Source organism: Flavobacterium sp. RSP49 (assembly GCF_003968735.1).
In the GTDB taxonomy this organism is placed as follows: Bacteria; Bacteroidota; Bacteroidia; order Flavobacteriales; family Flavobacteriaceae; genus Flavobacterium.
The window spans coordinates 34601-59151 of sequence record NZ_RYDN01000014.1 but is presented as its reverse complement, the minus strand read 5'-3'; the positions used below and the strand labels follow the sequence as shown (position 1 = coordinate 59151).

The 24551-nt window shown below is 36.3% G+C and carries 26 protein-coding genes; 19 read left to right on the top strand and 7 right to left on the bottom strand.

Annotation, left to right across the window (positions count from 1 at the left end):
• Positions 1 to 150: 150 nt before the first annotated feature.
• From EKM02_RS08960 to EKM02_RS08915, 10 genes are all read left to right on the top strand, one after another.
• Positions 151 to 1140 (top strand): aspartate-semialdehyde dehydrogenase, encoded by a 990-nt coding sequence (locus EKM02_RS08960; protein WP_126454345.1) that lies wholly within the window; start codon positions 151 to 153, stop codon positions 1138 to 1140.
• Positions 1141 to 1296: 156 nt separating this feature from the next.
• Positions 1297 to 1641 carry a hypothetical protein gene (locus EKM02_RS08955; protein WP_126454343.1) on the top strand — a complete coding sequence of 115 codons (345 nt, stop codon included), beginning with the start codon at positions 1297 to 1299 and terminating at the stop codon, positions 1639 to 1641.
• A 74-nt stretch (positions 1642 to 1715) separates the two neighbouring features.
• On the top strand, positions 1716 to 4100 hold the full coding sequence (locus EKM02_RS08950; RefSeq protein WP_126454341.1) for a TonB-dependent receptor: 2385 nt from the start codon (positions 1716 to 1718) through the stop codon (positions 4098 to 4100).
• A 22-nt stretch (positions 4101 to 4122) separates the two neighbouring features.
• Positions 4123 to 4680 carry a type 1 periplasmic binding fold superfamily protein gene (locus tag EKM02_RS08945; protein ID WP_126454339.1) on the top strand — a complete coding sequence of 186 codons (558 nt, stop codon included), beginning with the start codon at positions 4123 to 4125 and terminating at the stop codon, positions 4678 to 4680.
• 360 nt (positions 4681 to 5040) lie between these two features.
• The gene (locus EKM02_RS08940) at positions 5041 to 7146 is read left to right on the top strand and encodes a prolyl oligopeptidase family serine peptidase (RefSeq protein WP_234423169.1); all 2106 of its coding nucleotides are present in this window, start codon (positions 5041 to 5043) and stop codon (positions 7144 to 7146) included.
• 262 nt (positions 7147 to 7408) lie between these two features.
• The gene (locus EKM02_RS08935; protein ID WP_126454335.1) at positions 7409 to 7627 is read left to right on the top strand and encodes a helix-turn-helix domain-containing protein; all 219 of its coding nucleotides are present in this window, start codon (positions 7409 to 7411) and stop codon (positions 7625 to 7627) included.
• Positions 7628 to 7629: 2 nt separating this feature from the next.
• Positions 7630 to 8403, top strand: coding sequence for a DUF3883 domain-containing protein (locus EKM02_RS08930; protein ID WP_126454333.1), 774 nt, complete (start codon positions 7630 to 7632; stop codon positions 8401 to 8403).
• 433 nt (positions 8404 to 8836) lie between these two features.
• Entirely contained in the window at positions 8837 to 9184 is a 348-nt protein-coding gene (locus EKM02_RS08925) for a GIY-YIG nuclease family protein (protein WP_126454331.1), read from the top strand.
• A gap of 236 nt (positions 9185 to 9420) precedes the next feature.
• Positions 9421 to 9738: an HPF/RaiA family ribosome-associated protein gene (locus EKM02_RS08920; protein WP_126454329.1), complete on the top strand. Its 318-nt coding sequence runs from the start codon at positions 9421 to 9423 to the stop codon at positions 9736 to 9738.
• A gap of 189 nt (positions 9739 to 9927) precedes the next feature.
• Complete coding sequence (locus tag EKM02_RS08915; RefSeq protein WP_126454327.1) at positions 9928 to 10752, top strand: Bro-N domain-containing protein; 825 nt, start codon at positions 9928 to 9930, stop codon at positions 10750 to 10752.
• A 190-nt stretch (positions 10753 to 10942) separates the two neighbouring features.
• On the opposite strand, the gene EKM02_RS08910 is transcribed toward EKM02_RS08915, so the two are convergent.
• Entirely contained in the window at positions 10943 to 12520 is a 1578-nt protein-coding gene (locus EKM02_RS08910; RefSeq protein WP_126454324.1) for a murein L,D-transpeptidase, read from the bottom strand.
• A gap of 504 nt (positions 12521 to 13024) precedes the next feature.
• On the opposite strand from EKM02_RS08910, the gene EKM02_RS08905 reads away from it, so the two are divergent.
• From EKM02_RS08905 to EKM02_RS08875, 7 genes are all read left to right on the top strand, one after another.
• Positions 13025 to 13534, top strand: coding sequence for a nuclear transport factor 2 family protein (locus tag EKM02_RS08905; RefSeq protein WP_126454322.1), 510 nt, complete (start codon positions 13025 to 13027; stop codon positions 13532 to 13534).
• Between the two features lie 359 nt (positions 13535 to 13893).
• Positions 13894 to 14571 (top strand): tRNA (guanosine(46)-N7)-methyltransferase TrmB, encoded by a 678-nt coding sequence (gene trmB, locus EKM02_RS08900; RefSeq protein WP_126454320.1) that lies wholly within the window; start codon positions 13894 to 13896, stop codon positions 14569 to 14571.
• A gap of 45 nt (positions 14572 to 14616) precedes the next feature.
• Positions 14617 to 15252, top strand: coding sequence for a LysE family transporter (locus EKM02_RS08895; protein WP_126454318.1), 636 nt, complete (start codon positions 14617 to 14619; stop codon positions 15250 to 15252).
• A gap of 49 nt (positions 15253 to 15301) precedes the next feature.
• Complete coding sequence (locus EKM02_RS08890; RefSeq protein WP_126454316.1) at positions 15302 to 15631, top strand: MGMT family protein; 330 nt, start codon at positions 15302 to 15304, stop codon at positions 15629 to 15631.
• 190 nt (positions 15632 to 15821) lie between these two features.
• Positions 15822 to 16949 carry an Mrp/NBP35 family ATP-binding protein gene (locus tag EKM02_RS08885; RefSeq protein ID WP_126454314.1) on the top strand — a complete coding sequence of 376 codons (1128 nt, stop codon included), beginning with the start codon at positions 15822 to 15824 and terminating at the stop codon, positions 16947 to 16949.
• 71 nt (positions 16950 to 17020) lie between these two features.
• Positions 17021 to 17260, top strand: a complete 240-nt coding sequence (locus EKM02_RS08880) for a NifU family protein (RefSeq protein WP_126454312.1) — start codon at positions 17021 to 17023, stop codon at positions 17258 to 17260.
• Positions 17261 to 17435: 175 nt separating this feature from the next.
• A complete protein-coding gene (locus tag EKM02_RS08875; RefSeq protein ID WP_126454310.1) occupies positions 17436 to 17753 on the top strand; it encodes a 2Fe-2S iron-sulfur cluster-binding protein in 318 nt (105 codons plus the stop codon).
• 85 nt (positions 17754 to 17838) lie between these two features.
• Here the strand turns inward: EKM02_RS08875 and EKM02_RS08870 are convergent, their stop codons facing one another.
• The 5 genes from EKM02_RS08870 to EKM02_RS08850 form a co-directional block, all read right to left on the bottom strand.
• On the bottom strand, positions 17839 to 18621 hold the full coding sequence (locus EKM02_RS08870; protein ID WP_126454308.1) for a DUF3050 domain-containing protein: 783 nt from the start codon (positions 18619 to 18621) through the stop codon (positions 17839 to 17841).
• A gap of 91 nt (positions 18622 to 18712) precedes the next feature.
• The gene (locus tag EKM02_RS08865; RefSeq protein ID WP_126454306.1) at positions 18713 to 19891 is read right to left on the bottom strand and encodes an acyl-CoA dehydrogenase family protein; all 1179 of its coding nucleotides are present in this window, start codon (positions 19889 to 19891) and stop codon (positions 18713 to 18715) included.
• A gap of 372 nt (positions 19892 to 20263) precedes the next feature.
• Positions 20264 to 20971 (bottom strand): tRNA1(Val) (adenine(37)-N6)-methyltransferase, encoded by a 708-nt coding sequence (locus EKM02_RS08860; RefSeq protein WP_126454304.1) that lies wholly within the window; start codon positions 20969 to 20971, stop codon positions 20264 to 20266.
• A gap of 77 nt (positions 20972 to 21048) precedes the next feature.
• Complete coding sequence (rimM, locus tag EKM02_RS08855) at positions 21049 to 21573, bottom strand: ribosome maturation factor RimM (RefSeq protein ID WP_126454302.1); 525 nt, start codon at positions 21571 to 21573, stop codon at positions 21049 to 21051.
• A gap of 15 nt (positions 21574 to 21588) precedes the next feature.
• Positions 21589 to 22143, bottom strand: coding sequence for a 30S ribosomal protein S16 (locus tag EKM02_RS08850; protein WP_126454300.1), 555 nt, complete (start codon positions 22141 to 22143; stop codon positions 21589 to 21591).
• Positions 22144 to 22342: 199 nt separating this feature from the next.
• Between EKM02_RS08850 and EKM02_RS08845 the strand changes: the two genes are divergently transcribed.
• On the top strand, positions 22343 to 22819 hold the full coding sequence (locus tag EKM02_RS08845) for a DUF6252 family protein (protein ID WP_126454298.1): 477 nt from the start codon (positions 22343 to 22345) through the stop codon (positions 22817 to 22819).
• 152 nt (positions 22820 to 22971) lie between these two features.
• Positions 22972 to 23334 (top strand): RNA recognition motif domain-containing protein, encoded by a 363-nt coding sequence (locus EKM02_RS08840; RefSeq protein ID WP_126454296.1) that lies wholly within the window; start codon positions 22972 to 22974, stop codon positions 23332 to 23334.
• Between the two features lie 98 nt (positions 23335 to 23432).
• Here the strand turns inward: EKM02_RS08840 and leuB are convergent, their stop codons facing one another.
• Complete coding sequence (gene leuB, locus EKM02_RS08835) at positions 23433 to 24494, bottom strand: 3-isopropylmalate dehydrogenase (protein ID WP_126454295.1); 1062 nt, start codon at positions 24492 to 24494, stop codon at positions 23433 to 23435.
• Positions 24495 to 24551: the final 57 nt, after the last annotated feature.

Genomic DNA, 24551 nt, shown 5'->3' with positions numbered 1-24551 from the left:
TATTGGCTGCCAAATTGATCTGTGAATTCTATAAAAATCACAAAATTGAGTGCAAACCACAATTTCATTTCAAAGTTTTATGTGTCTTTTACATTGGATAATCATTACTTTTGTTTTTCAAATTTTGTTCAAAAAGTAAACTATCATATTATGAGAATAGCAGTTGTAGGAGCTACCGGAATGGTTGGCGAAGTAATGTTGAAAGTTTTGGCAGAAAGAAATTTCCCTGTAACCGAGTTAATTCCCGTTGCTTCACAGCGCTCAGTGGGTAAAGAAATTGAATACAAGGGCAAAAAATATAAAGTGGTAGGCATGCAAACCGCAGTAGATATGAAAGCAGATATTGCTTTGTTTTCTGCAGGAGGCGACACTTCACTGGAGTGGGCTCCAAAATTTGCAGCAGCAGGAACAACCGTTATCGATAATTCATCGGCTTGGCGAATGGATCCGACTAAAAAATTAATCGTTCCGGAAATCAATGCAACAGAATTGACCGCCGCAGATAAAATCATTGCAAATCCAAATTGCTCTACCATTCAAATGGTATTGGTTCTGGCTCCGTTGCACAAGAAATACAACATCAAGCGCGTTATTGTTTCTACCTACCAATCCATCACGGGAACAGGTGTGAAAGCAGTACAACAATTGGAAAATGAATACGCAGGCGTTCAGGGTGAAATGGCGTATAAATACCCAATTCACAGAAATGCGATTCCACAATGTGATTCTTTTGAAGAAAATGGGTATACGAAAGAAGAGATGAAATTGGTACGTGAAACCAAAAAAATATTAAGCGATAATACAATTGCTGTTACAGCGACTGCGGTACGGGTGCCAATTGTAGGCGGACACAGTGAAGCGGTAAACGTAGAATTCACGAACGATTTTGATGTAAACGAAGTACGAAACATTTTGCATCATACCGATGGTGTGGTGGTTCAAGATAATAACGATACCTATACGTATCCAATGCCTATGTATGCTCAAGGAAAAGACGATGTTTTTGTAGGTAGAATTCGTCGTGACGAAAGCCAGGAAAACACTTTGAATATGTGGATTGTTGCGGACAACTTGAGAAAAGGAGCAGCGACAAATACCATCCAGATTGCTGAATATTTGATCGCAGCTAAATTGGTATAATACTTTTTAGATCCAAGATAGCGACTTGTTTTCTCCTGTTCGAGGATGAGAAAAATGTTTAAGGTAAGTCAATTTTAAATCCATTTGTTTCAACAAAAGCTATATTTTGTGAAAAACAAATGGATTTTTATATTAGGATGCCTATATTTGCCGTGCATGAAAAAGAAATTTTCTATAATAAACCTTGTATTAATGATTGCGGTATTGTTTTCAATACTGATTCAATCCCTACATAGTTATGAGCATATAGTAAAGCAATTTTCTGAAAAAAAATGTGAGCATAAATATACTTCTGCCGCAGAAATTACACATCAACATCATAAATTTGACAGCTGTTATTTATGTAATTTTACAATTAGCAGTTTCACATCTTCGGATGTAAAGTCTTTTGAGTTATATAAAATAGAGATGAATTCAAGTAATTCTTCGGCTATCTCAAAACAAATTACACAATTCTTTAAAGGAAGCCTTTTTGCGCTTCGAGCTCCTCCTCAGGTTTAAAATAATATCCACATCAATACATCATTTCAAATATTGGAAGTGATTCATATGTTTATATATTTTGAACGAGGAAAATGCAAACAAAAATTTATATTGTTTTCTGCTTCTGTTTGTTTTGCACCGTAGGTTTTTCGCAAAATACAGTTAGTGGAAAAATTACTACTCAGGAGGGCATGCCGCTTTCCGGGAGCCACGTACACATTGGGACAAAAACGGTATCTTCGGATGTTTCAGGTAATTATCTTATAAAGAGATTGCCTTCCGGGAACGTCAAGGTATTTGTGTCATATGTTGGTTTTCAGTCTGTTGATACGCTGGTAAATTTAGCGGGTGACCAAATTTTGAAATTTGCTCTAAAACAAAACACTGCCCAACTGCAGGAAGTAGTCATCAGACAAAAAGCCAATACGCTGAATAAATCGATTTTGGAACAAAAGATCAAAACGGAAACGATTGAAAAATTCAGCAATCAGACGCTTGGAGATATTTTGAAAGAAATAGTAGGTGTTTCCAGTCTAAAGACAGGAAGTTCTGTGGTGAAACCAGTTATTAATGGTTTGTTTGGAAGTAGAGTTCCGGTAATCAATAACAATGTCCGCATGGAAGATCAAGAATGGGGAACGGAACATGCGCCTAATTTTGATATAAACGCTGCAGGGAAAATCACGGTGATCAAAGGGGCTTCTGGACTTCAATTTGGCGGTGATGCCGTCGGTGGTTTAGTGGTTATAGAGCCAGTTTCAGTCAAAAAAGATACGCTGTTTGGCAAAACTATTCTGAATTTGGCGTCTAATGGCAGGGGCGGTTCTATTAGTTCGAGTCTGCACAAAGGAAATGATAAAGGATGGAGTTGGAATGCACTGGGAACATTCAAGTATTCAGGCGACAGAGAAGCACCGGATTATGTGTTGTCTAATTCTGGGAATCGGGAAGCTAATTTTTCCGGCGATGTAAAATTTACAGGAAAAAAATATGATATTTCCGGGTACTACAGTTTTTACAATACGACTATTGGTATTTTAAGCGCATCACATACGGGTAATGTAAACGATTTGTACAATTCCATTACCAATAAAATTCCTTCGGTTGTAAATGATTTCACGTACACCATCAAAAATCCAAAGCAAAAAGTGCAGCATCATTTGGCTAAAATGAACTACAATTACTATTTCGATGAAACGGCCTCTTTAGCGGTACAGTACTCTTTTCAGTTTAATAAAAGATTGGAGTTTGATGTGCGCAGGGGAGATTTTAATGATGTAGCCGCTTTAGACTTGGATTTGACCACGCATGCCGTTAATGTTGATTATAAAAAATCATTGCATGACTGGGGCTTGAAAACTGGATTTAGTTCTTCTATTCAGAATAATTTTGCAAATCCGGCTACAGGAATAAAGCCGCTGATTCCTAATTTTGATCGGGTTGAATTTGGGGGCTATGGTATTGTCAGTTATGATTTAGCGGATAGTTTTTCGGTAGATTCAGGATTGCGATATGATTATTCCCGTGTGGATGCCACCAAGTTTTATTTGAAATCACGATGGGAGGAAAGAGGCTACACTCCTGAATTTGATAATTTTATAGTGGGAGAACAAGGCAATCAATGGTTGACAAAGCCTAGTTTTACTTTTCATAATATTTCAGCCAGTGCAGGGTTTCACAAGGAATTTGAGGCAGACCTGGATTGGTATACCAATATCAGCCTTGCGACAAGAAACCCAAATCCATCCGAGTTTTTCAGTGACGGTTTGCATCATTCCACCGGGGTTATCGAGTTGGGTGATTTAGCGTTAGACAAAGAACAGGCAATCAAACTATCGACAACATTACAGAAAAAATGGACTGCTTTCTCGGTTGAGGTGAATCCTTTTATCAATAGTATCCATAATTTTATGTTTTTGCGTCCTGTTGGTTTTGAGACGACCATTCGCGGTGCTTTTCCTGTGTGGGAATACCAGCAGACCAATGCGAGATTGGCAGGAGTTGACGTGCAAACCCATTGGAAAATAAGCAAACAATGGCAACATGATTTCACCTTGGCCTATGTCAATGGTAAAGATATCACGAACAAGGAATCTTTAATCGATATTCCGCCCTTGAATCTGAGTAACAAAATTCAGTTTTCAAAGAGAGAATGGCATGATTTGAAACTCGAGTTAAAAAGTGAAATCGTACTGCATCAAAATCAGTTTCCTAACAATAATTTCACAACAAACATTGTGGTAGATAATGAGTTGGCTCCGGTTCTGGTAGACATCAGTACACCTCCGCCAGGGTATCAATTGTTGCATTTTTATTCGGAAATGAACTTCAAGACTTTTGGAAAAACCAATGCAACGATTGCGTTTTCCATTCAAAATATTTTAAACACTAAGTACAGGGACTATCTTAACAGGCAACGTTTTTTTGCCGATGAAATGGGTAGAAACTTTCAAATTCAATTAAAATTCAATTATTAAAAAGTAAACAAAAAACAATAAAATGAAAAATTCAAAAATTCTAGCAATCGCATTAATATCAATATCCATCTTTTCATCTTGTAGCAATGATGATCCAATTGCAGTAAATGAGGAAGAAGTAATCACAACGGTGACTACAACTCTGACATCAGGAAGCCAGACAGTTACGATGATTTCGAGAGATCTTGACGGCGACGGACCAAACGCGCCAGTGATAACAGTGTCCGGGGATTTAGTGGTAAATACAACCTATACAGGGGCTGTTAGTTTCCAAAACGAGTCCGTGTCACCAGTTGATGACATTACATTGGAAATAAAAGAAGAAGGGGATGAACACCAACTATTCTTTCAGGCACCAACAGCCATTGGAGCATTTACATATACTGATGCCGATGTTAATGGGAAGCCTATTGGGTTGACTTTTACATTAAAGACAGGTACTACAGCAACAACAGGAAATATAGTGGTCATCTTGAGACATGAGCCAATTAAAAATGCTGAAGGTGTTGCATCCGGTAACATTGCAAATGCAGGAGGTGCAACAGATGCACAGATTACATACCCAGTTCAGGTCAAATAAGCACCTCATTCTGATGTCAACCATTCTAGAAAACGCTATTCGAAAGAGTAGCGTTTTTTTGGTTTTTAACTTGCATGACTTACATATTAAATTTTCTCAACATATAAGTCATATAAGTAGTTGTTGTATTGTTTTTAAAACCAATTATTTATTAATCAAGCTTTTTTAACTTACATGACTTATATGTTTAATTTTATCAACATATAAGAAGCAGTGGTTTTCTTATTGAAAGTAAATTCTAATCGAAAGAGTAGCGTTTTTTTGGTTTTATTTAAGACTTCCCCACTACTAGTAAACTAACTAATTTCTTATTTTTGTAATAACCTAAAACAGAATCTAATGAAAAACACTTTTTTAATAATGGCTGTAACTTCTGCAATGGCGACTTTCGGCCAAAACCCAAATCCAAAACCGCTAACCTATCCCACTACAAGTAAAGGGGAAACCGTGGATGTGTACTTCGACACCAAACTTCCGGATCCATACCGCTGGCTCGAAGATGACAAATCTGCTGAAACGGGTGCCTGGGTAAAAGCCCAAAACGAAGTGACCTACGGGTATTTGGCGCAAATTCCGTTTCGCGATGTCTTGAAATCAAGAATGGAAAAACTGTGGAATTACGAAAAAATAGGAGCGCCCTTCAAAGAAGGAAATTTCACGTATTACTATAAAAATAACGGCTTACAAAACCAATCAGTGTTGTACAGAAAAGACGCCAAAGGAACTGAAACCGTATTTTTGGATCCCAATACGTTTTCTAAAGACGGAACAACTTCGTTGGGCGGATTAGATTTCTCTAAAGACGGTTCTAAAGTAGCCTATTCTATTTCAGAGGGCGGAAGCGACTGGAGAAAAGTCATTATCATGGACGCCATTTCTCAAAAAATAATCGAAGATACTATTGTCGATGTAAAATTTAGCGGTGTGTCTTGGAGAGCAAATGAAGGATTTTACTATTCCAGTTATGACAAACCAAAAGGAAGCGAATTATCAGCAAAAACTGACCAGCATAAACTGTATTTCCATAAATTAGGGACTGCACAAAAACAGGATCAAGTGATTTTTGGTGCCGACCAAAAGCGCCGTTATGTAGGCGGTGGAGTTACGGAAGATGACCATTATCTGGTAATCACAGCGTCTAATTCTACCTACGGAAACGAATTGTACATCAAAGATTTGACAAAACCCAACAGTCTTATTGTGACTATAGTGGATAATTTCAAGAGCGACAACAACATTATTGAAAACGAAGGCGGAAAATTATTCATAGAAACCGACTTAAATGCGCCCAACAAACGCATCGTTACTGTTGATGTGAATAATCCAAAACCAGAAAACTGGAAAGATTTTATTGCTGAGACGGAGAATGTGTTATCTCCATCCACAGGTGGCGGGTATTTCTTTGCTAATTATATGAAAGATGCCGTTTCGGTGGTGAAACAATATAATTATTCCGGAAAACTAGTTCGTGAAATTAAATTGCCGGGCGTAGGAACTGCCGGTGGTTTTGGCGGAAAGAAAAAAGAAAAAACGGTGTATTATTCCTTTACGAATTATATTACTCCGGGTTCTACTTTTTCATTCGAGCCAGCAACCGGAACTTCTGCGGTGTATGAAAAACCAAAAGTAGATTTCAACAGTGAGCAATACGAGTCCAAACAAGTGTTTTACACTTCCAAAGACGGAACCAAAATCCCGATGATTATCACCCACAAAAAAGGATTGAAACTTGACGGGACAAATCCAACAATGCTTTACGGTTACGGAGGATTTAACGTGAGTTTGACACCAAGTTTCAGTATTGCCAATGCCGTTTGGATGGAAAACGGAGGCGTTTATGCCGTGCCCAATTTACGTGGTGGTGGCGAGTACGGGAAAAAATGGCACGATGCGGGAACCAAAATGCAAAAGCAAAACGTATTTGATGATTTCATCGCAGCGGCAGAATATCTGATTGCTCAAAAATATACATCTTCACAATATCTTGCCATTCGTGGTGGGTCAAACGGAGGATTGCTAGTGGGAGCCACCATGACACAACGTCCTGACTTGATGCGAGTTGCATTGCCAGCAGTGGGCGTAATGGACATGTTGCGCTACCACACCTTTACCGCAGGAGCAGGTTGGGCGTATGATTACGGAACGGCGCAGGACAGTAAGGAAATGTTCAGCTACATCAAAGGCTATTCTCCAGTACACAACATACAAAAAGGGATTCAATATCCAGCAACCATGGTCACTACAGGGGATCACGATGATAGAGTAGTGCCAGCACACAGTTTCAAGTTTGCAGCCGAATTACAAGAAAAACAAACCGGAACAAACCCCACACTAATCCGTATTGACATCAATGCAGGACACGGTGCCGGAAAATCCGTAGCAGCAACCATCCAGGAAAATGTAGATCTTCAGGCCTTTACCTTGTACAATATGGGCGTAACCGAATTGCAAAAATCACCTAAATAAGATTTATCTTTAGGAGCTATTTCCTGCTATTCGTTACAATCTTTATATCCGCCGAAAAGGCGGAAATAAAGGATTTTCACTTCTATCAGGGCTAGGGCATTCGATTCCTTAGATAATTGTCATAATGAGGAGTTGCGAGGCACGCGGCAAAGCAATCACATCACAAATTGATAAGAAGTTCAAAAACGCTATTCGAAAGAGTAGCGTTTTTTTTGTGGAATGAATTTACTTATCAAAAAATCAAGTTGAAAATTAAAAATTAATGAGGTCAATTGTAGGCGGGTCAATTGTAGGCGTAAAGCTAATTTTATCAAATATGGAGATTAAAGAAAAATTTGGCCTAAAAGTAAAAGAATTAAGAGAGCAAAAAGGCTTTTCTATTGAGCAACTGGCTAATATTTCGAATGTTGACAGGAATTATATTTTCTCTCTAAAGGATAATTTTAAATATTTATATTTGTTGGGAATCAAAATCACTTAGTAATGGACAAGAACTCTAACAAACATAAAAACTATGAAATCTTAAATTTAATTGGTTTTGGTCTTTCTAAATTTAATGATGGTTTTATTCAGGAATTTGGTTTCAAAACAAAGACTTCTTTTTATCAATATTTTGTTGATTTGGGAATTGCAGATACAACGGGAACAGTAAAAAATAGGATGGATTTATTTGATCAGTTTTATCCAGAAAACGGGAGAAAAGGATGGTGGCAAAAAGGAGATGCTTACATACATAGGAAACTACTAATTGATTCTTTATTTGGAACTGAAAATGTAGTTGGATTTTCCAATATTGTAAAATTATATTTAAGAGAAAATCTAAATATTAAAAGTATATCTGTTTCCGTTAATCCGATAGTTAAATCTAGATTTAAACAATTACAGGAAACGGGTCTTGAAGCCGAATTATATTTTTTAAATAATTATAATTTAATAGAAACCTTTAAAAACGGAATAATTGAAGACGCAAGATTATTTGGTGACGGCTATGATTTTCAAGTAAAGGTAAATGAAAGTTATTATTTATCCGAAGTTAAAGGCATTAGAGAGAAAAAAGGTAAATTCAGATTGACTGAAAAAGAATATCTTAAAGCGATAGAGTATAAAAATGATTATATCATTACCTTAGTGCTAAACCTGAACGATTTACCAACTTTCAAAACAATTGAAAATCCAATAAAAAATCTAAATTTTGTTGAAAGAATTGTGAATTCAAAAGAAACTAAAGAATACCATTTAATCAAAGAAATATGTTGAAATTATTAAAAAAAACACATGATAGACTATTCAATATTAAATATTCCCACTGTTCTTAATCCACCTATTATACTTAAAGATATTATTTATAATTGTCCTGTTTGTGATTATGAGATTGATATGATTGTAGATAACAATAGTTTTATAAAATGTGATAATTGTGACCACAGAATCAAACTTGAAATTATAAAAATTTAACTACTATTGTCTAGTTACTTATGTGAACTTTCCTTCGTCGAGATGATAAAGGTGCTGGATAAAACAGGCGTAACACGTACTTTTTGTCATTCCGACGCAGGAGGAATCACATAATAGGAGTGCGCTTTTTGATCTTGAAAATGTAGAAAAGAATGAATTTCATGGATTAATTATAATGATTTATAGCTCCATCTTAGTCTATGAAACCTAAAGATAAACGTAAACAACAAGATTTATGATTGAATTTACAGAGGGCTATCACACCTATTATGTTTACATTATTACTAATAAGTATCGGACAACGTTTTACATTGGAATGACTAATAATCTTAAAGTGAGATTACAACAACATGAGCAAAATATTATTAATGGGAAAAAAACTTTTGCATCAAAATATAATATTGAGTTTCTAGTTTATTATGAAAAGTTTACTTGGGTTCAACTCGCCATTGCCAGAGAAAAAGAAATCAAGGGTTGGCGAAGAGATAAGAAATTAGGTTTAATACGTTCGTTCAATTACAATTTTGAATTTTTGAACCACTATTTTAAAAAGGATAATGAGATTCCTCCTTTGTCGGAATGACAAAACAAGAACTGCTGTAATTATATTAAAAATCTGGAACGTTGCATCACTAAAATCTAATCTGAAATTAATTCGGGACAAAATCAAGAAAGCGAATCTTAAACCGTAAACCACAATCCATTCCCTTCCTTAACTCCACAATTTCACTTTTTTCTTTTCACAATGTTTTATTAATTGGTTCGTTTTTTCATACTGCAATGGGTAAATTTGAAAGACAACATTAAATTAATAAAAACATGACAGTACAAATCAACACAGACAACAATGTAGAAGGACACGCACGTTTGAAAGCGTATATTACCGAGGAATTGGGAACGGCTTTGGTGCGTTTTGAAGATAAAGTAACCCGTTTAGAAGTACACCTTGGTGACGAGAACAGTGATAATAAAAGCGGTGTCAACGACAAACGATGCTTGATTGAAGCCCGACCTATAAATATGCAGCCTGTAGCGGTTACCAATCATGCCGATACTACCGAAAAAGCATTTCATGGTGCCTTAGACAAAATTAAAAAAGTGTTGGAAACAACTTTCGAAAAAAAGAAAACTCATTAAATAGTTGCCATTTGGCAAACAAAAAAAGGACACTGTCTCTATAGGATAGTGTCCTTTTTTTTGGTTGAGATTCTTTAGAATTTGGATAGTGGTTTTAATAATTTTAGCAGTAAATTAGTACTTTCAATTTAATTCCGAAAAGCGTTGAAAAGTTGCAATTTGAGAAAATGAAATTTATAGAATAAATTAATGGAAAACATAAAATTATTTGAAAGCCAAAAAATCCGTTCCTCATGGGATAACGAACAAGAGAAGTGGTTTTTTTCGATTGTAGATATTATACAAGTTTTGACGGATAGTCCAAGACCAAGGAAATATTGGAGTGCGCTGAAAACAAAACTAAAAAATGAAGGAAGTGAACTGTCCCATAATATGGGACAGTTGAAAATGATGGCTGATGATGGTAAAATGAGACAAACGGATGTGGCAGATACGGAGCAACTATTCCGTTTGATCCAATCCATTCCATCGCCAAAAGCAGAGCCTTTTAAACAATGGTTAGCCAAAATAGGCTATGAAAGAATAGAAGAAAGTCAAGATCCTGAAAAGGCTATTGATCGTGCTATGGAAAATTATTTGAAATTAGGATACTCCACAGCCTGGATTAATCAGCGGTTAAAAAGCATAGAAGTTAGAAAAGAACTCACCGATGAATGGGAAAATAGAGGTGTTAAGAAAGGACAGCAATTTGCTTCACTTACCGATATAATTACCCAAGCTTGGAGTGGGAACACGGTAAAACAATACAGGGATTTAAAAGGTTTGAAAAAAGAAAATCTAAGAGATAATATGACCAATTTAGAATTGGTATTAAATATGTTAGCAGAAGCAACCACAACAGAAATTAGCAAAGAAAACAATCCTAAAACATTTGCAGATAATAAAAAAATTGCCCGAAAAGGCGGTGAAATTGCTGGCGATACCAGAAAGCAAATTGAAGAACAAACGGGTAAAAAAATTGTTAACCCACAAAATGCTAAAGTTTTAAAAGAAGATAAGAATAAATTAAAATAATAGTATAAACAATAAACAGGATGAACAACTAGCTTTAGAGTTGTCTCAAATTTACTTTAAATCGATATTTTTGTTGTGTTTCGGTTTCTGTTTTAATAATATTGACCGCAAATTCGTAAATAATAGATATGTGTTGCATGTTTTAATTTGCGAATTTGCAGTTTTTATGATTATTTAAACAAAATAAATTTTACTTATCAAACAGTAAGTTTGCTAAAGCTTCGTCTCTTTTATACACATCTTCATAAAAATGAACCACACCTTCCGCATCAACCCAAGCGGTGAAATAACCAATGTATACGGGGATTTTGTTTTTAAGCGTGTACCAGTATTCCTCTTCGCCGTTCATGGCGGTTTCTATCTTTGCAGGATTCCATTTTTTGTCTTCTTTCATAATCATCGCAGCAAGTTCTTTTGGCTTGGCTACTCGAATACATCCGTGGCTAAAAGCGCGATCTTCCTTCCCAAATAAACTTTTTGCCGGCGTATCGTGCAAATATATCGCATTCGAATTGGGAAATAAAAACTTGACTAATCCCAAGGAGTTCTCCGGTCCGGGTCTTTGTCTCACGTAATTGTCTTTCCATTCCATGTCGTGCTCGGCCAAGTAATTGGGATTGTTTTCAATGGCAGGAAGAATCTCTTTTTTGAGAATACTTGCCGGCACGTTCCAATACGGTCTGAATACAATGTATTGCATTGGCGCACTAAAAATTACGGTTTTATGCATGGCTTTTCCTACGACAACCTTGGAGCGTAATTCTGGTTTCCCATCTCTTAAAAAAGTCAGTTCATAGGCCGGAATATTCACCACGATTAATTCCTTGGATTTGGTAATATCATTCGAAATCCATCGGCAGCGTTCCATATTGACCATCACAGTTTTGATGCGGTCTGCAACAGATACATTCATGTAGCGGATGTGTTCCGGCAGTATCGTTTTGTTCAGTAGATTGCCACTTCTCTTTTTGAATTTCAATACTCCAGCCGCTAATTCAGCATCATATACGGCACTTTTAGAATCTCTGGCAAGATCATCCGTGACAAACAAACGTGTTCTGATTTGCGCAATGGCAGTGGCACTGTCTCCGGGTTTATAGGATTTTACACTTGGGTCTAATTCAGTGGTTTTCCATCCACCTTTAGTTTCTATTTTGCGGTATTCCTGTAGTACAGCTTTAAGGAGGTAATACTGTTTCAATACGCCTTTTTCGTCTTTGTGAATTAACGATGGATTGATCAATAGTGAATCCAGATAATCGCCATACGATTGTTTTTTTCGAGGCAAAAACCACTCTAAATCCTTCGATTTTTGAGTGTCGATCCCATCATATACTTTATCCGCATAAAAGAAGTATAACGCAGAACTCAACAACTCAGTATTGATACTTGCTTTTTGATTGTCTTCCGGATTGTCATAAATGTCATCTAGTTTTTCCTTGTACGGAATCGCAGTTTCAATTCCTTCCTGCGTCAGATTATTCACTTTGTTGTATAATAAACCTGCAAATTCATTTAGGCCATCCTTGTCAAACCAGATGTAATGAAACTGATGCTTGCGGTATAACTTTTCTACTTCTGTTTGGTAAGGCTGCAGTTTTGGATATTTTTCAAAAAACGTTTTGATTTTTGTACTGTCAAAAGCAACTGCAACGGTATTTAAACTCGTTTCCTTTTTAGTGTCATTTACATCTTTCTTTTTACAGGAAACGAGGGTAAATAGTAGTGCAAAAATAATAAGTAGTATGGAGGTGCTTAACTTTCTCATAATCGTAACTTTAAATCTTACATTTTACTGTCTAAACAATACAAAAATACGTCAAAACTAGATGTGTAATACCGCCTTGGGTTGGGCGGTTCTTTTTAGTTTGAAATCAGATTTGTAATTGAAGTGTCTAGATTAAAAATAAATTATATTTAATAATCTTTTGATCAATTGGTTACGGTATTTTTTTTGTTTCTAAAACTAAATTTGAAATCAAATAGGATTGTCAAAATCCAAAAATTATTTCTTTCGGCTGCGTTCTATGAATCAACACAGCCACTTTACAAAAAATAGAGCTATTGCTTTACGTATTTTGGACTTTGTGGTTTGGATCTCAAATGATTTTCAGTTGTTTGAATAATTAGTTTCGAGCGATTCATTGCTATAACGGATGTTTTTATGCTACCTTGTAATTCAAACAGAAAAGGACTACGAGGAGACCAGTAGCTGTTGATCGAAAAATAAAAATAAGATGGAATAAAAAACCATAAATAAATACCGAATAAAATGAAAAAACTACTAGCTTTTTTGATAGTAATAACCGTGTCTGGTTGTAAAAGTGTGATGGTAAAACAAAGCGATTCGAAAAACGAAATCAATGTTACATTAGATACTTGGCATAAAGCTGCAGCAGATGCTAATTATAACGCATACTTCGGCTTGATGTCAGATGATGCAGTTTTTATAGGGACTGATGCAACAGAGAATTGGAATAAAACAGCTTTTCAGGCCTATGCAAAACCACATTTCGATAAAGGAAAAGCGTGGAGTTTTACGGCTTTAGAACGTCATATTCATTTTGACAAAACGGGTAAAATAGCTTGGTTTGATGAATTACTGAATACTCAAATGAAAATTTGTCGCGGCTCAGGGGTGTTAGTCAAAATAGGGCAAGAATGGAAAATAAAGCAATACGTTTTGTCTATGACAATCCCAAATGATAATTCAGGTGAAGTTATTAAAGTTAAAACTTTTATCGAAGATGCGATGATCAAAAAATTACAAGCAAAGCAATAAAATTTTTAGCTCTTGTTTTATTCTTAAGTAGCAAGAAAGATATATTGTCGCAATTATTAAAAAGAGTTTTTGCCACAGATTGTAAGGATTAAAAAGATTTTTAAAATTACATAACGAATTAATCTGTGCTAATCTGTGGCAAAGAAATTTAGTGCTTTATTAAAATATGACATTAAATTTTAGTCATTACTTAGTTTAAAATTTCTTAATAAAATGTACTGTTGTTTAAAAGCCATCTTTAATTAAATAATAGTTTAAAGGGTGCATTAAATGTTGTTTTTAAAACGTTTTTCATTTTTTGGTCCCTAGTTCGCTCCGTCTTATATATTTCCTTAATTTTGCCGAAATATTCTAAAAAAGTGGGAAGCAAAAACAAATTAAAAAGATTCAAGGAAAACGAGACATTCAACAACGTTTTTCAACCAACGAGGGAAGAAGTAGTAGGTGATTTATTTCCGTTGAAAGGGAAATGGAATACAGAATTTTTCAAAAATGAAAATCCATTGGTGCTGGAACTAGGCTGTGGGAAAGGAGAATATTCAGTAGGACTGGCAGAAAGGTATCCCAATAAAAACTTTATCGGAATTGATATCAAAGGCGCGCGTTTCTGGCGTGGTGCTAAAACGGCTGTGGATACCGGATTGCATAATGTGGCTTTCATTAGAACTCAGATCGAATTGATCAATCATATTTTTGATGAAAATGAAGTAGACGAAATCTGGATTACTTTTCCCGATCCCCAAATAAAATACAAACGCACGAAACATCGAATGACCAATTCTGAATTTTTGCAATTGTATAAAAAAGTACTTAAAAAAGACGGTGTTGTGAACCTTAAAACAGACAGTGAATTCATGCATGGATATACCTTAGGTTTACTGCATGGCGAAGGGCATGAAGTATTATATGCCAATCATAATGTGTATGTAAATGAAGGAAGTCCAGAGGAAGTAACGGCTTTTCAGACATTTTATGAAAAACAATATTTGGAAGTTAATAAAGCAATTACGTATATTCGATTTAAAATTAAAGAATAGTTTTATATTTGGGATTGTTTTTTTGAATACTGGTACCGTTTGCTTATGAATTTAATTACTTCCTTGTTTTTGGGTTTTGTTACTGCCTTTGTGGGGATTACTCCTCCGGGACTTCTCAATATGACAGCTGCTAAAGTAAATCTGAAAGAAGGGAAGAAAAGCGCTTTTTGGTTTGTTTTGGGAGCAGTAATCGTAATTTTTGTACAAGCCTATCTCGCTATTTTATTTGCACAATTTATCGAAGTGCGCCCGGATGTGATTGTTTTATTGCGAGAAGTAGGATTTGTCATTTTTACTGCGTTGACTATTTTTTTTTTGTTGGTTGCTAAAACCCCCAAAATTAAAAAAGGCAAAATAAAAAAGAAGAGTACTTCCACTCGTTTTTTCTTAGGAGTTTTGCTCTCCTCTCTTAACTTTTTCCCGATCCCTTATTATGTTTTTGTAAGCATTACATTGGCTTCTTATAATTTGTTTCTGTTTGATTTTTCAAATGTTTTTGTTTTTGTGACAGGCGTGGTGTTGGGCTCTTTTTTGGGGTTTTATTTGTACATTACTTTTTTTCAAAAAATACAAGAGAAGTCGGATTATATTATGCGAAACATGAATACAATCATTGGTAGCATAACCGGGTTTATATCATTAGTTACTTTGATTAACATTGTCCGTTATTATATGGGGTAATTGGCTCACCGGGTCTCCCATAAAACCTTTTTTCACTAGATTTAAAATCATGTCAAACGATACTTTTTTTGAACGCGTGTATGACATCGTCAGGCAAATTCCATACGGTAAGGTTACTTCGTATGGCGCTATTGCAAAGGCTTTAGGAACGGCACGCTCTGCCAGAATGGTAGGCTGGGCAATGAATGCCTCCCATGGTTTTGTGGATGTTCCGGCACACCGTGTAGTCAACAGGAACGGTTTGCTCACGGGGAAATTACATTTTGACGGCACCAATCTGATGCAGCAATTATTGGAAAGCGAGGGAATAATCGTGACCAACAATCAAATTGTAGATTTAGAAAAATATTTTTGGCAACCGGAAGTCAGGACAGAATGATTTATAATAGTTGAGATTCCGGGGTTCTAATCTCAACAAATATTCAATAACGACCAGCAATCTGTGCATCAATAAATGCGATGCAAATCCTTTATAATAAGAACTTTTCATAGTATCTTTGTAATCTGAAATCAGTTTAAATAAAGATAATATTCTGGTGGTATAAGCCAATAGAAACAGTAAACTAAAAATGAAATTAGAAAGAAAAGAAATTCTTAAAGCCTTAGAAACAATTACTATAGCCGGAGAAGGGAAAAATATGGTTGAAAGCGGAGCAATTGCAAACGTAGTCACTTTTGGCGATGAAGTAGTGGTAGATCTAGTATTACATACCCCAGCAATGCACATCAAAAAACGTGCGGAAGACGACATCAGAAAAACAATTCTTGAATTAGTATCTCCGGAGGCTAAAATCAAAATTAATAGTAAAGTGGAAGTGCCGGACAAACCGGAAATCAAAGGAAAACAAATTCCAGGTATAAAAAATATTATCGGAGTAGCCTCTGGTAAAGGCGGTGTAGGTAAATCTACCGTTACTGCAAATCTTGCAGTATCATTAGCTAAAATGGGATTTTCAGTAGGGATTCTCGATGCGGATATTTATGGTCCGTCCATGCCGATTATGTTCGACGTAGAAAGTGAAAAGCCCATTTCTGTCATGGTTGACGGAAAATCAAAAATGAAGCCCGTAGAAAGTTATGAGGTAAAAATTCTTTCGATAGGATTTTTTACAGCACCAAGTCAAGCAGTAATATGGCGAGGGCCCATGGCTTCTAAAGCCTTGAACCAAATGATATTTGATGCAGATTGGGGGGAATTAGATTTTATGTTAGTCGATTTGCCACCAGGAACAGGAGATATTCACCTTTCTATCGTGCAATCCTTGCCAATTACAGGAGTTGTCATCGTAAGTACTCCTCAGGCCGTAGCTTTGGCCGATGCCAAAAAAGGAGTTTCAATGTTCCTCTCAGAAGCTATAAATGTACCAGTTTTAGGAATTATAGAAAACATGGCGTATTTTACACCGGAAGAATTGCCTGAAAACAAATACTATATCTTTGGAAAAGAAGGGGCCAGAAATCTTGCTGAAGACTTAGATGTTCCATTCCTTGGTGAAGTGCCCATCGTACAATCGATCCGGGAAGCAGGTGATTACGGTCGTCCCGCAGCCATGCAAACCGGTTCAGTTATCGAAACAGTTTTTGAGGAAATCACAAAAAATGTAGTGCAGGAAACCGTCAACAGAAATAAAAATTTACCTGCTACCGAAGCTGTGAAAATTACAACTATGGCAGGTTGTTCCGCAGTAAAAAAATAAAAAATTAGAACACATGAAAATAATTTTCAATCATTCAATTTTCTAATCTTTTGAATCTTTAAACAAAGACAATGACAACAGAACAATTAACCCTAGAAGTTCAAAAAGCGCTAGAAGAAATAAGACCTTTTTTGAATTCAGATGGTGGTGACATTACCCTTATTTCCATAGAGGACGGGAAACACGTAAAAGTGCGTCTCGAAGGAGCCTGTACCAGTTGCAGCGTAAATCAAATGACATTGCGTGCCGGAGTAGAAACAACCATCAAAAAGTTTGCACCACAAATAGAAACTGTTGTAAATATCCTATAAATTAACAGGGCGTGCCCCCTTTTAAGAAAAAAGGCTACTTGTTTTAACGGGTATAGGCCTTTTTTCTTAAAACGGTCGGGCTATCCGCGCTACTTCGGTAGCCAGCTTCTATCCCTCACGCAGTCCGTATTTAATAACCAACACCGATTGCCTAAAACCAAACACCCACAATCATATGGATGTATTAATAAAAATAAAAGATCGAGATGGAATCGTGCATGAGTTACAGGCTCCCACGGATATGGCCATGAATATCATGGAATTATGCAAAGCCTATGAGCTTCCTGTAGAAGGAACCTGCGGCGGTATGGCCATGTGTGCTTCCTGTCAATGTTATGTTCTTAACGATGTTGCCTTGCCAGAAATGGGCGATGATGAAGAAGCAATGCTTTCAGAAGCCTTTTATGTAAAAGCAAACAGTCGTTTGGGCTGCCAGATCCCAATTACCGAAAGCCTCGAGGGATTAGAACTCGAATTGGCTCCTGAAAATTAATAAAAAAGCATCTTGTTACTAAAACAAGATGCTTTTTTTAAGGGTATTTTCTAAAGAAGTGTTGCGTTATTTGAAAGTATTAGTTTTATGCCAATTCAACATTCATTAGGATAGTTTCTTCGATGGCATCCCAAAGACCAATGCGTTTCTCTAAAGCTAATTTTGAAACTTCCTCAACGTCAGACCATTTTTGAGCATCGGTACCGCAAAGTTCTGTTATCATTTTCATCGCCATTGGCCCATGTTCATCCGCATCCAATTCGATGTGTCTTTCAAAATAATAAATCAGTTTGCTCAAATCCGTTTCAGGAAAATTCTCCTGAAAGTTTTTCAAAATAGCGGTAAACATACTCGGTATCAAATCTTCTCTTCCAAAAGTAAAAGCCGCTGCAATTTCATGGGATTTCCCTTCCTCAATAACCCTGAATGTGAAATCCAGGAATGCTTTGATATTGGGGTGTAAAGTGCTGGTTTTTATAGCGACAAATATGTTTTGAAGGGAATCTACTTCAGTTAAAAAATGTTCAATACCTTCAGTATTTGCTCCACAGGATTGCATGGCTTCAATATACATTTCATAATGACTCAAACGACGTCCATCTATTGTTAAGTCAGATTCTTCAGCAAGGACAATTTCGTTTATTAAATATCGGGTTTGTGGATTTTGCGTTGCAAACCAAGGAGTTGTTGTACAAGTTAATTTGGATTGTAGTGCTTTTAACAAAGACATGAAATCCCAAACAGCATAAATATGATTTTCTAGAAAACACTGTAAATCCTCAATAGTTTTTACTTTCTTATATAAAGGATGGTGTAACAACAGTTCTTTTTGAGGCTGAATACTATTGTTGATGGTTTGGATATTCATAAAGAGTATTTTTATGTAAAGATAAAAAAGCTTCTTGGTATCAAGAAGCTTTTGTTATCAATTTTATTAATAGTTTAATAACTGTTTGCCACTACTTGAAAGCAGGAATTCCAGTGATGTCCATACCGGTAATTAACAAATGAATATCGTGCGTCCCTTCATAGGTGATTACTGATTCCAGGTTCATCATATGACGCATGATCGAATATTCTCCGGTAATTCCCATTCCACCTAGCATTTGTCTGGCTTCGCGCGCAATATTAATAGCCATGTTCACATTGTTTCTTTTAGCCATTGAGATTTGAGCTGTTGTAGCCCTTCCTTCATTTTTTAAAACTCCCAGTCTCCAAGTCAATAATTGTGCTTTTGTGATTTCGGTAATCATTTCGGCTAATTTCTTTTGTTGTAATTGGGTTCCTGCAATTGGTTTGTCAAACTGAATTCTTTCTTTGGCGTAACGCAAAGCCGTATCGTAACAATCCATGGCTGCGCCAATAGCGCCCCAGGCAATTCCGTAACGTGCTGAATCCAGACAACCAAGCGGTGCTCCCAATCCAGATTTATTGGGCAATAAGTTTTCTTTTGGTACTTTGACATTGTCAAAAATCAGTTCTCCAGTTGATGAGGCACGAAGCGACCATTTGTTGTGCGTTTCCGGAGTGGTAAAACCTTCCATTCCACGTTCTACAATTAAACCGTGAATTCTTCCTTCTTCATTTTTTGCCCAAACAATGGCGATGTCTGCAAACGGAGCATTTGAAATCCACATTTTGGCACCATTCAATAAATAATGGTCGCCCATATCTTTGAAGTTGGTAATCATACTTCCTGGATCTGAACCATAGTTAGGTTCCGTTAAACCAAAACAGCCCATGTATTCTCCAGTGGCTAACTTAGGTAAATATTTTATGCGTTGTTCTTCGTTTCCGTATTTCCAAATAGGATACATTACCAAAGAAGATTGTACAGATGAAGTGGAACGAACGCCAGAATCACCGCGTTCTATTTCTTGCATGATCAAACCATAAGATATTTGGTCTAGACCCGCACCGCCGTATTCTTCTGGAATGTAAGGACCAAAACCGCCTATTTCGCCCAAACCTTTAATGATTTGTTTTGGGAATTCGGCTTTTTGAGCATATTCTTCTATAATAGGTGATACTTCACGTTTTACCCAAGCACGAGCAGAGTCACGTACTAGTTTGTGTTCTTCTGTTAGTAAATCGTCAAGGTTGTAGTAATCTGGAGCTTGAAATAAGTCTGGTCTCATGGTTGATAATTTTTATGGAACAAATTTACATAAAGAAATATAACAAAAGCATTAACAAATGTTATATTTTTTTATTTGAAATAGAAATAAGTAAGTCGAAAGTTTAAAAGTCGTAAAGTCAAAAAAATTAACTTTAAGTAAAACAGCTTTAAATCAGATTTTTACATGATTTTATCCTGATTTTAAAATACGACATTATACCATGGTTATTACTTAGCCTATTTTTTAACAAATAAGTCCTTTTATGTACGGGATTTTATTAAAAAAGGTATTATCCTCTAAATTACAATAAAAATTAACTTTAGCAGAGATCAAAGGTGTTTTAAATAAGATTACGGAATGATTTAGGTGTTATTTAGAATCATTTTGGACTTACATCTTCATATAAAACTCTTTAGTCAATGCAATGTATTCGGGAGTATAAATGTGTCTTGCAGTTTCGATAATCAATTCGTCAACGGGATAGTTCGAGCTTTCTTCTCGGCTAAAGGCCAATAAACTGCGTTTAATTTCGGTAGTTGGAGTTCCTTTTACGTGTGTAATTTTAATTGGATACAATTCGTATTCTTTGGCAAGAGCCAAGAAATTTTCTTCTTCTTTGAAAGGAATTATAACTGTGAATATTCCGTTTTCTGAAAGCAATAAATCAGCAGCCTCGATTAAATCCTCAAAAGGCATCGCGTCAGCAAAACGGGCTAAATCACGTTGTTCGTTATCAGATTTGTAATCATCAGTATAAAATGGAGGATTGGAAACAATTAAATCATACTCGTCTTCCGGTTCTTCGACGAATTCATCTAAACCGGCATGAAAACAAAATAAGCGATCACTCCAAGGGGAGTTTTCAAAATTATCTACGGATTGTTCATACGCTTCTTCGTCTATTTCCAAAGCGTCAATTTGTTCCGCGTTACTTCTTTGTGCCAGCATTAGTGCGATTACGCCTGTTCCGGCTCCAATATCTAAAATACTAATAGGATTGTTTTCAATAGGAGTCCATGCACCAAGTAAAACGCCATCAGTTCCAATTTTCATGGCGCAACGATCTTGCTGGATTGAGAATTGCTTGAAACTAAACATAGGAAATTTTGATTTCAGATTGTAGATTAACGATTTTTGAGGAACTGAACACTAAAAACTGAATACTGAACACTAATTTAAAGGTACATTTCAATAAGTCCTTCAGGCAAGTCCATGACAACTTTTTTGTTTTCACGGTCAATTTTAACCAAGAAAAGATCAATCATGGGGATAAGAATCTCAACATCACCGTTGAGGACTTCAAAAAGGGGTTGGGCAGTGGTATCATTAATGGATTCGATCTTTCCAACAACACCAAGACGTTTGTCTTCAACTTCAAAACCAATTACTTCGTGGAAATAGAATTTATTGCCGCTAAGTTTCGGCAACATCTTCAAAGGAAGGTAGATGGCATTGCCTATAATGGCGTCTGCCTCTTCTTCGGTAGTCATGTCTTCAAAACGAATTCTAAGTAAATCGTTTTTGTGCAGCGAACTACTTTCAATAAAAAAAGGAACCAAGTGTTTGTTACATTCAACAAACACTGATTCCAAGTTTTCATATAACTCAGGTTCGTCCGTGTCTAAATAGGCTAGAATTTCCCCTTTGAAACTAAATTTTTTAGCGATTTTACCTAAATAGAAACAATCTTCTTTACGCATAGTCGCCTTCTAAAATTATGCTTCAGTTGTTTCGTTATTTTCTTCTGCGGCAGGAGCTTCTTCAGCTTCAGCAACTTCTTCTTCAACAGCTGGAGTTGCAGCAGCGATAGCGTCAGCTTCTGCTTGAGCAGCTGCAGCTAAACGTTTTGCATTAACATCTTGTTCTGCTTTGAAAGCTTTAGCTTTAGCATCCGCTTGCACTTTTGTTAAGCCGTCTTTTTTAGCATCTACTTTTCCAGTTTTTGCCTCTAACCAAGCATTTAATTTAGCATCAGCTTGTTCTTGAGTTAAGGCTCCTTTACGGATACCACCGTCAAGGTGATGTTTCAATAAAGCTCCTTTGTAAGAAAGAATCGCTTTAGCAGTATCTGTTGGTTGAGCACCATTGTGCAACCATTTTACTGCACTATCAAGGTTTAAGTCGATAGTTGCTGGGTTTGTGTTTGGATTGTAAGTACCAATTTTTTCTAGGTATTTACCATCTCTTTTTGAGCGTGCATCTGCAGCTACAACCCAGTAAAAAGGTTTTCCTTTTTTACCGTGTCTTTGTAATCTAATTTTTACTGACATAATCTTGTGATTAAATTTTGAGGTACTCGACCTCTGTTAATTAAGGGTGCAAAGATACCTTTTTTATTGATAAATACTAATTGGATTGTGGTTTTAATCTGTGGCAGTGCACTGTAGGTGGTTTTGATTCGTATTTTTTTGTCCTATTATGTTTTTTTTTAGCATTAATGCCCTATTTTTGTTAGTAAAAGAAGGTTTTATGAAAAAATATTTGATATTTCTAGGGGTACTTTTTTTAATGATTTCATGTGCGGAAGAGGTGAGTTTTAATACTCCTTCTTTACAAGGAAGGAAAGACAATGTGTTTTGGAGAGCGACAGCTTCCAAAGCGACTTTAGCTTCTGATGGTTCACTAGTAATTGAAGGGTTTACTGGAAATGAGGTTTTGACTTTGAAGACAACCTCCATATCACCTCAAGTGTATCCTTTGGGAACCAGTAATTCCAAGACAGCTGTTTTCGTATTGACCGGAGGAAGCGATGTTTCATTTGCAACAGGTATTGACATGGGTAACGGGCAAATAGTAATTACTGATTATGATGAGAAGGGTCTTACGGTTACAGGTACTTTTAAATTTAGAGCCGAAAATACAAGTAGCAATCCGTCAACAGGCACTGCTTTAAATTTTCAGCAAGGCGTATTTTATAAGGTTCCAGTAAGTGTACAGGTTCCGTAAATTAGCATAGTTCAGATTCTTAAATTGCAGGAGGAGGGTATTCAGTAGCTTCATTTTCTTTTTGAATTTAAAATAAAAACATAAATAAGCTAATCTATAGTATATTACAAAAAAATAGCAGTACATTTGTTTTATTATTTAAATAAGAACATATGAATATTTTTGTTGGAAGTCTTCCATTCAGTATTGAGGAAGCAGATTTAAGAGAGTCTTTCGAGGCTTATGGAGCAGTTGATTCAGTTAAAATTATTACTGATAAATTCACTGGAAGAAGTAAAGGATTTGGTTTTGTTGAAATGCCAAATGATGAAGAAGCTCAAAAGGCTATTGATGAATTGAATGGTGCTACTGTTCAAGGTCGTGCAATCGTTGTAAACAAATCGGAGCCTAAACCAGAAGGTGAAAGAAGAAGTTTTAACAATAACAGTCGTGGTGGAGAATCTCGCGGTGGTTATGGTGGTGGAAACAGCCGTGGTGGAGAAAACCGTGGTGGTGGAAACAGAGGTGGATATTAATATTTTTCTCTACAACTATAAAAAAAGGTGTCAATGTAAATTGACACCTTTTTTGTTTCCTCACCCCAGCCCTCTCCCAGAGGAAAGGGGGTTGGATTTTACAAATTAGCAACTAACCAGTCACCTACTTCGCTAGTTTTGTATGCCTTAGCCCCTTTAGCAACTAAATCTTCAGTTACAATTCCTTGTTCGAGTGATTTGTTGACTACAGCTCTAATCGCAGCCGCTTCTTCTTTTAAGCCGAAGGCATCTTCAAACATCATTGCAGCAGATAATACGGTCGCTAATGGATTGGCAATATTTAGGCCTGTGGCCTGTGGATAGGATCCGTGAATGGGTTCGTACAATGAAGTATGTTCTCCAACGGATGCAGAAGGCATTAATCCCATTGATCCGGATATCACTGAAGCTTCATCGGTCAAAATATCTCCAAATAAATTTTCTGTAATCAAGACATCATATGAATTTGGCCATTGTACTAAACGCATCGCTACGGCATCCACAAATTCATAACTTACCGTAACTTCAGGATAGTCTTTTTCCATTGCTTGTACGGTTTCTCTCCACAAACGAGAAGTTTCCATTACGTTGGCTTTGTCTACACAACATAGTTTTTTAGTACGAGTCATTGCTAGTTCAAAACCTTTTTTAGCTAAACGTTTTACCTCTGATCTGGTATAGGTACAAGTGTCAAACGCTGTTTCACCACCGTCTTTTCTTCCCTTTTCTCCAAAATAAATTCCGCCGGTAAGTTCCCTTAAAAAGATTAAATCAGTTCCTTCAATACGCTCTCTTTTTAAAGGAGAATTGTCAATCAAAGAGGGGAATGTAAATGTTGGGCGAACATTAGCAAACAGCCCTAGTTTCTTACGCATTAATAACAAACCTTGTTCTGGACGAACCGGAGCGCTTGGATCATTATCGTATTTTGGATGGCCAATGGCTCCAAATAAAACAGCATCAGCAGCCATACAAATTTCGTGAGTCTCATCAGGATAAGGAACTCCTACGGCGTCAATGGCACAAGCTCCTGTAAGTGCAGGAGTCCAGATGATTTCATGGTTGAATTTTTTAGCGATCGCATCCGAAACTTTTACGGCTTCATGGATTACTTCTGGTCCAATTCCGTCTCCGGCTAAAAGGGCTATTTTTAATTTCATATTAATTGTGTTTTCCTCCTCCCAGCTCCCTCCAATGTAAAGGGAGATTGGGTGTTG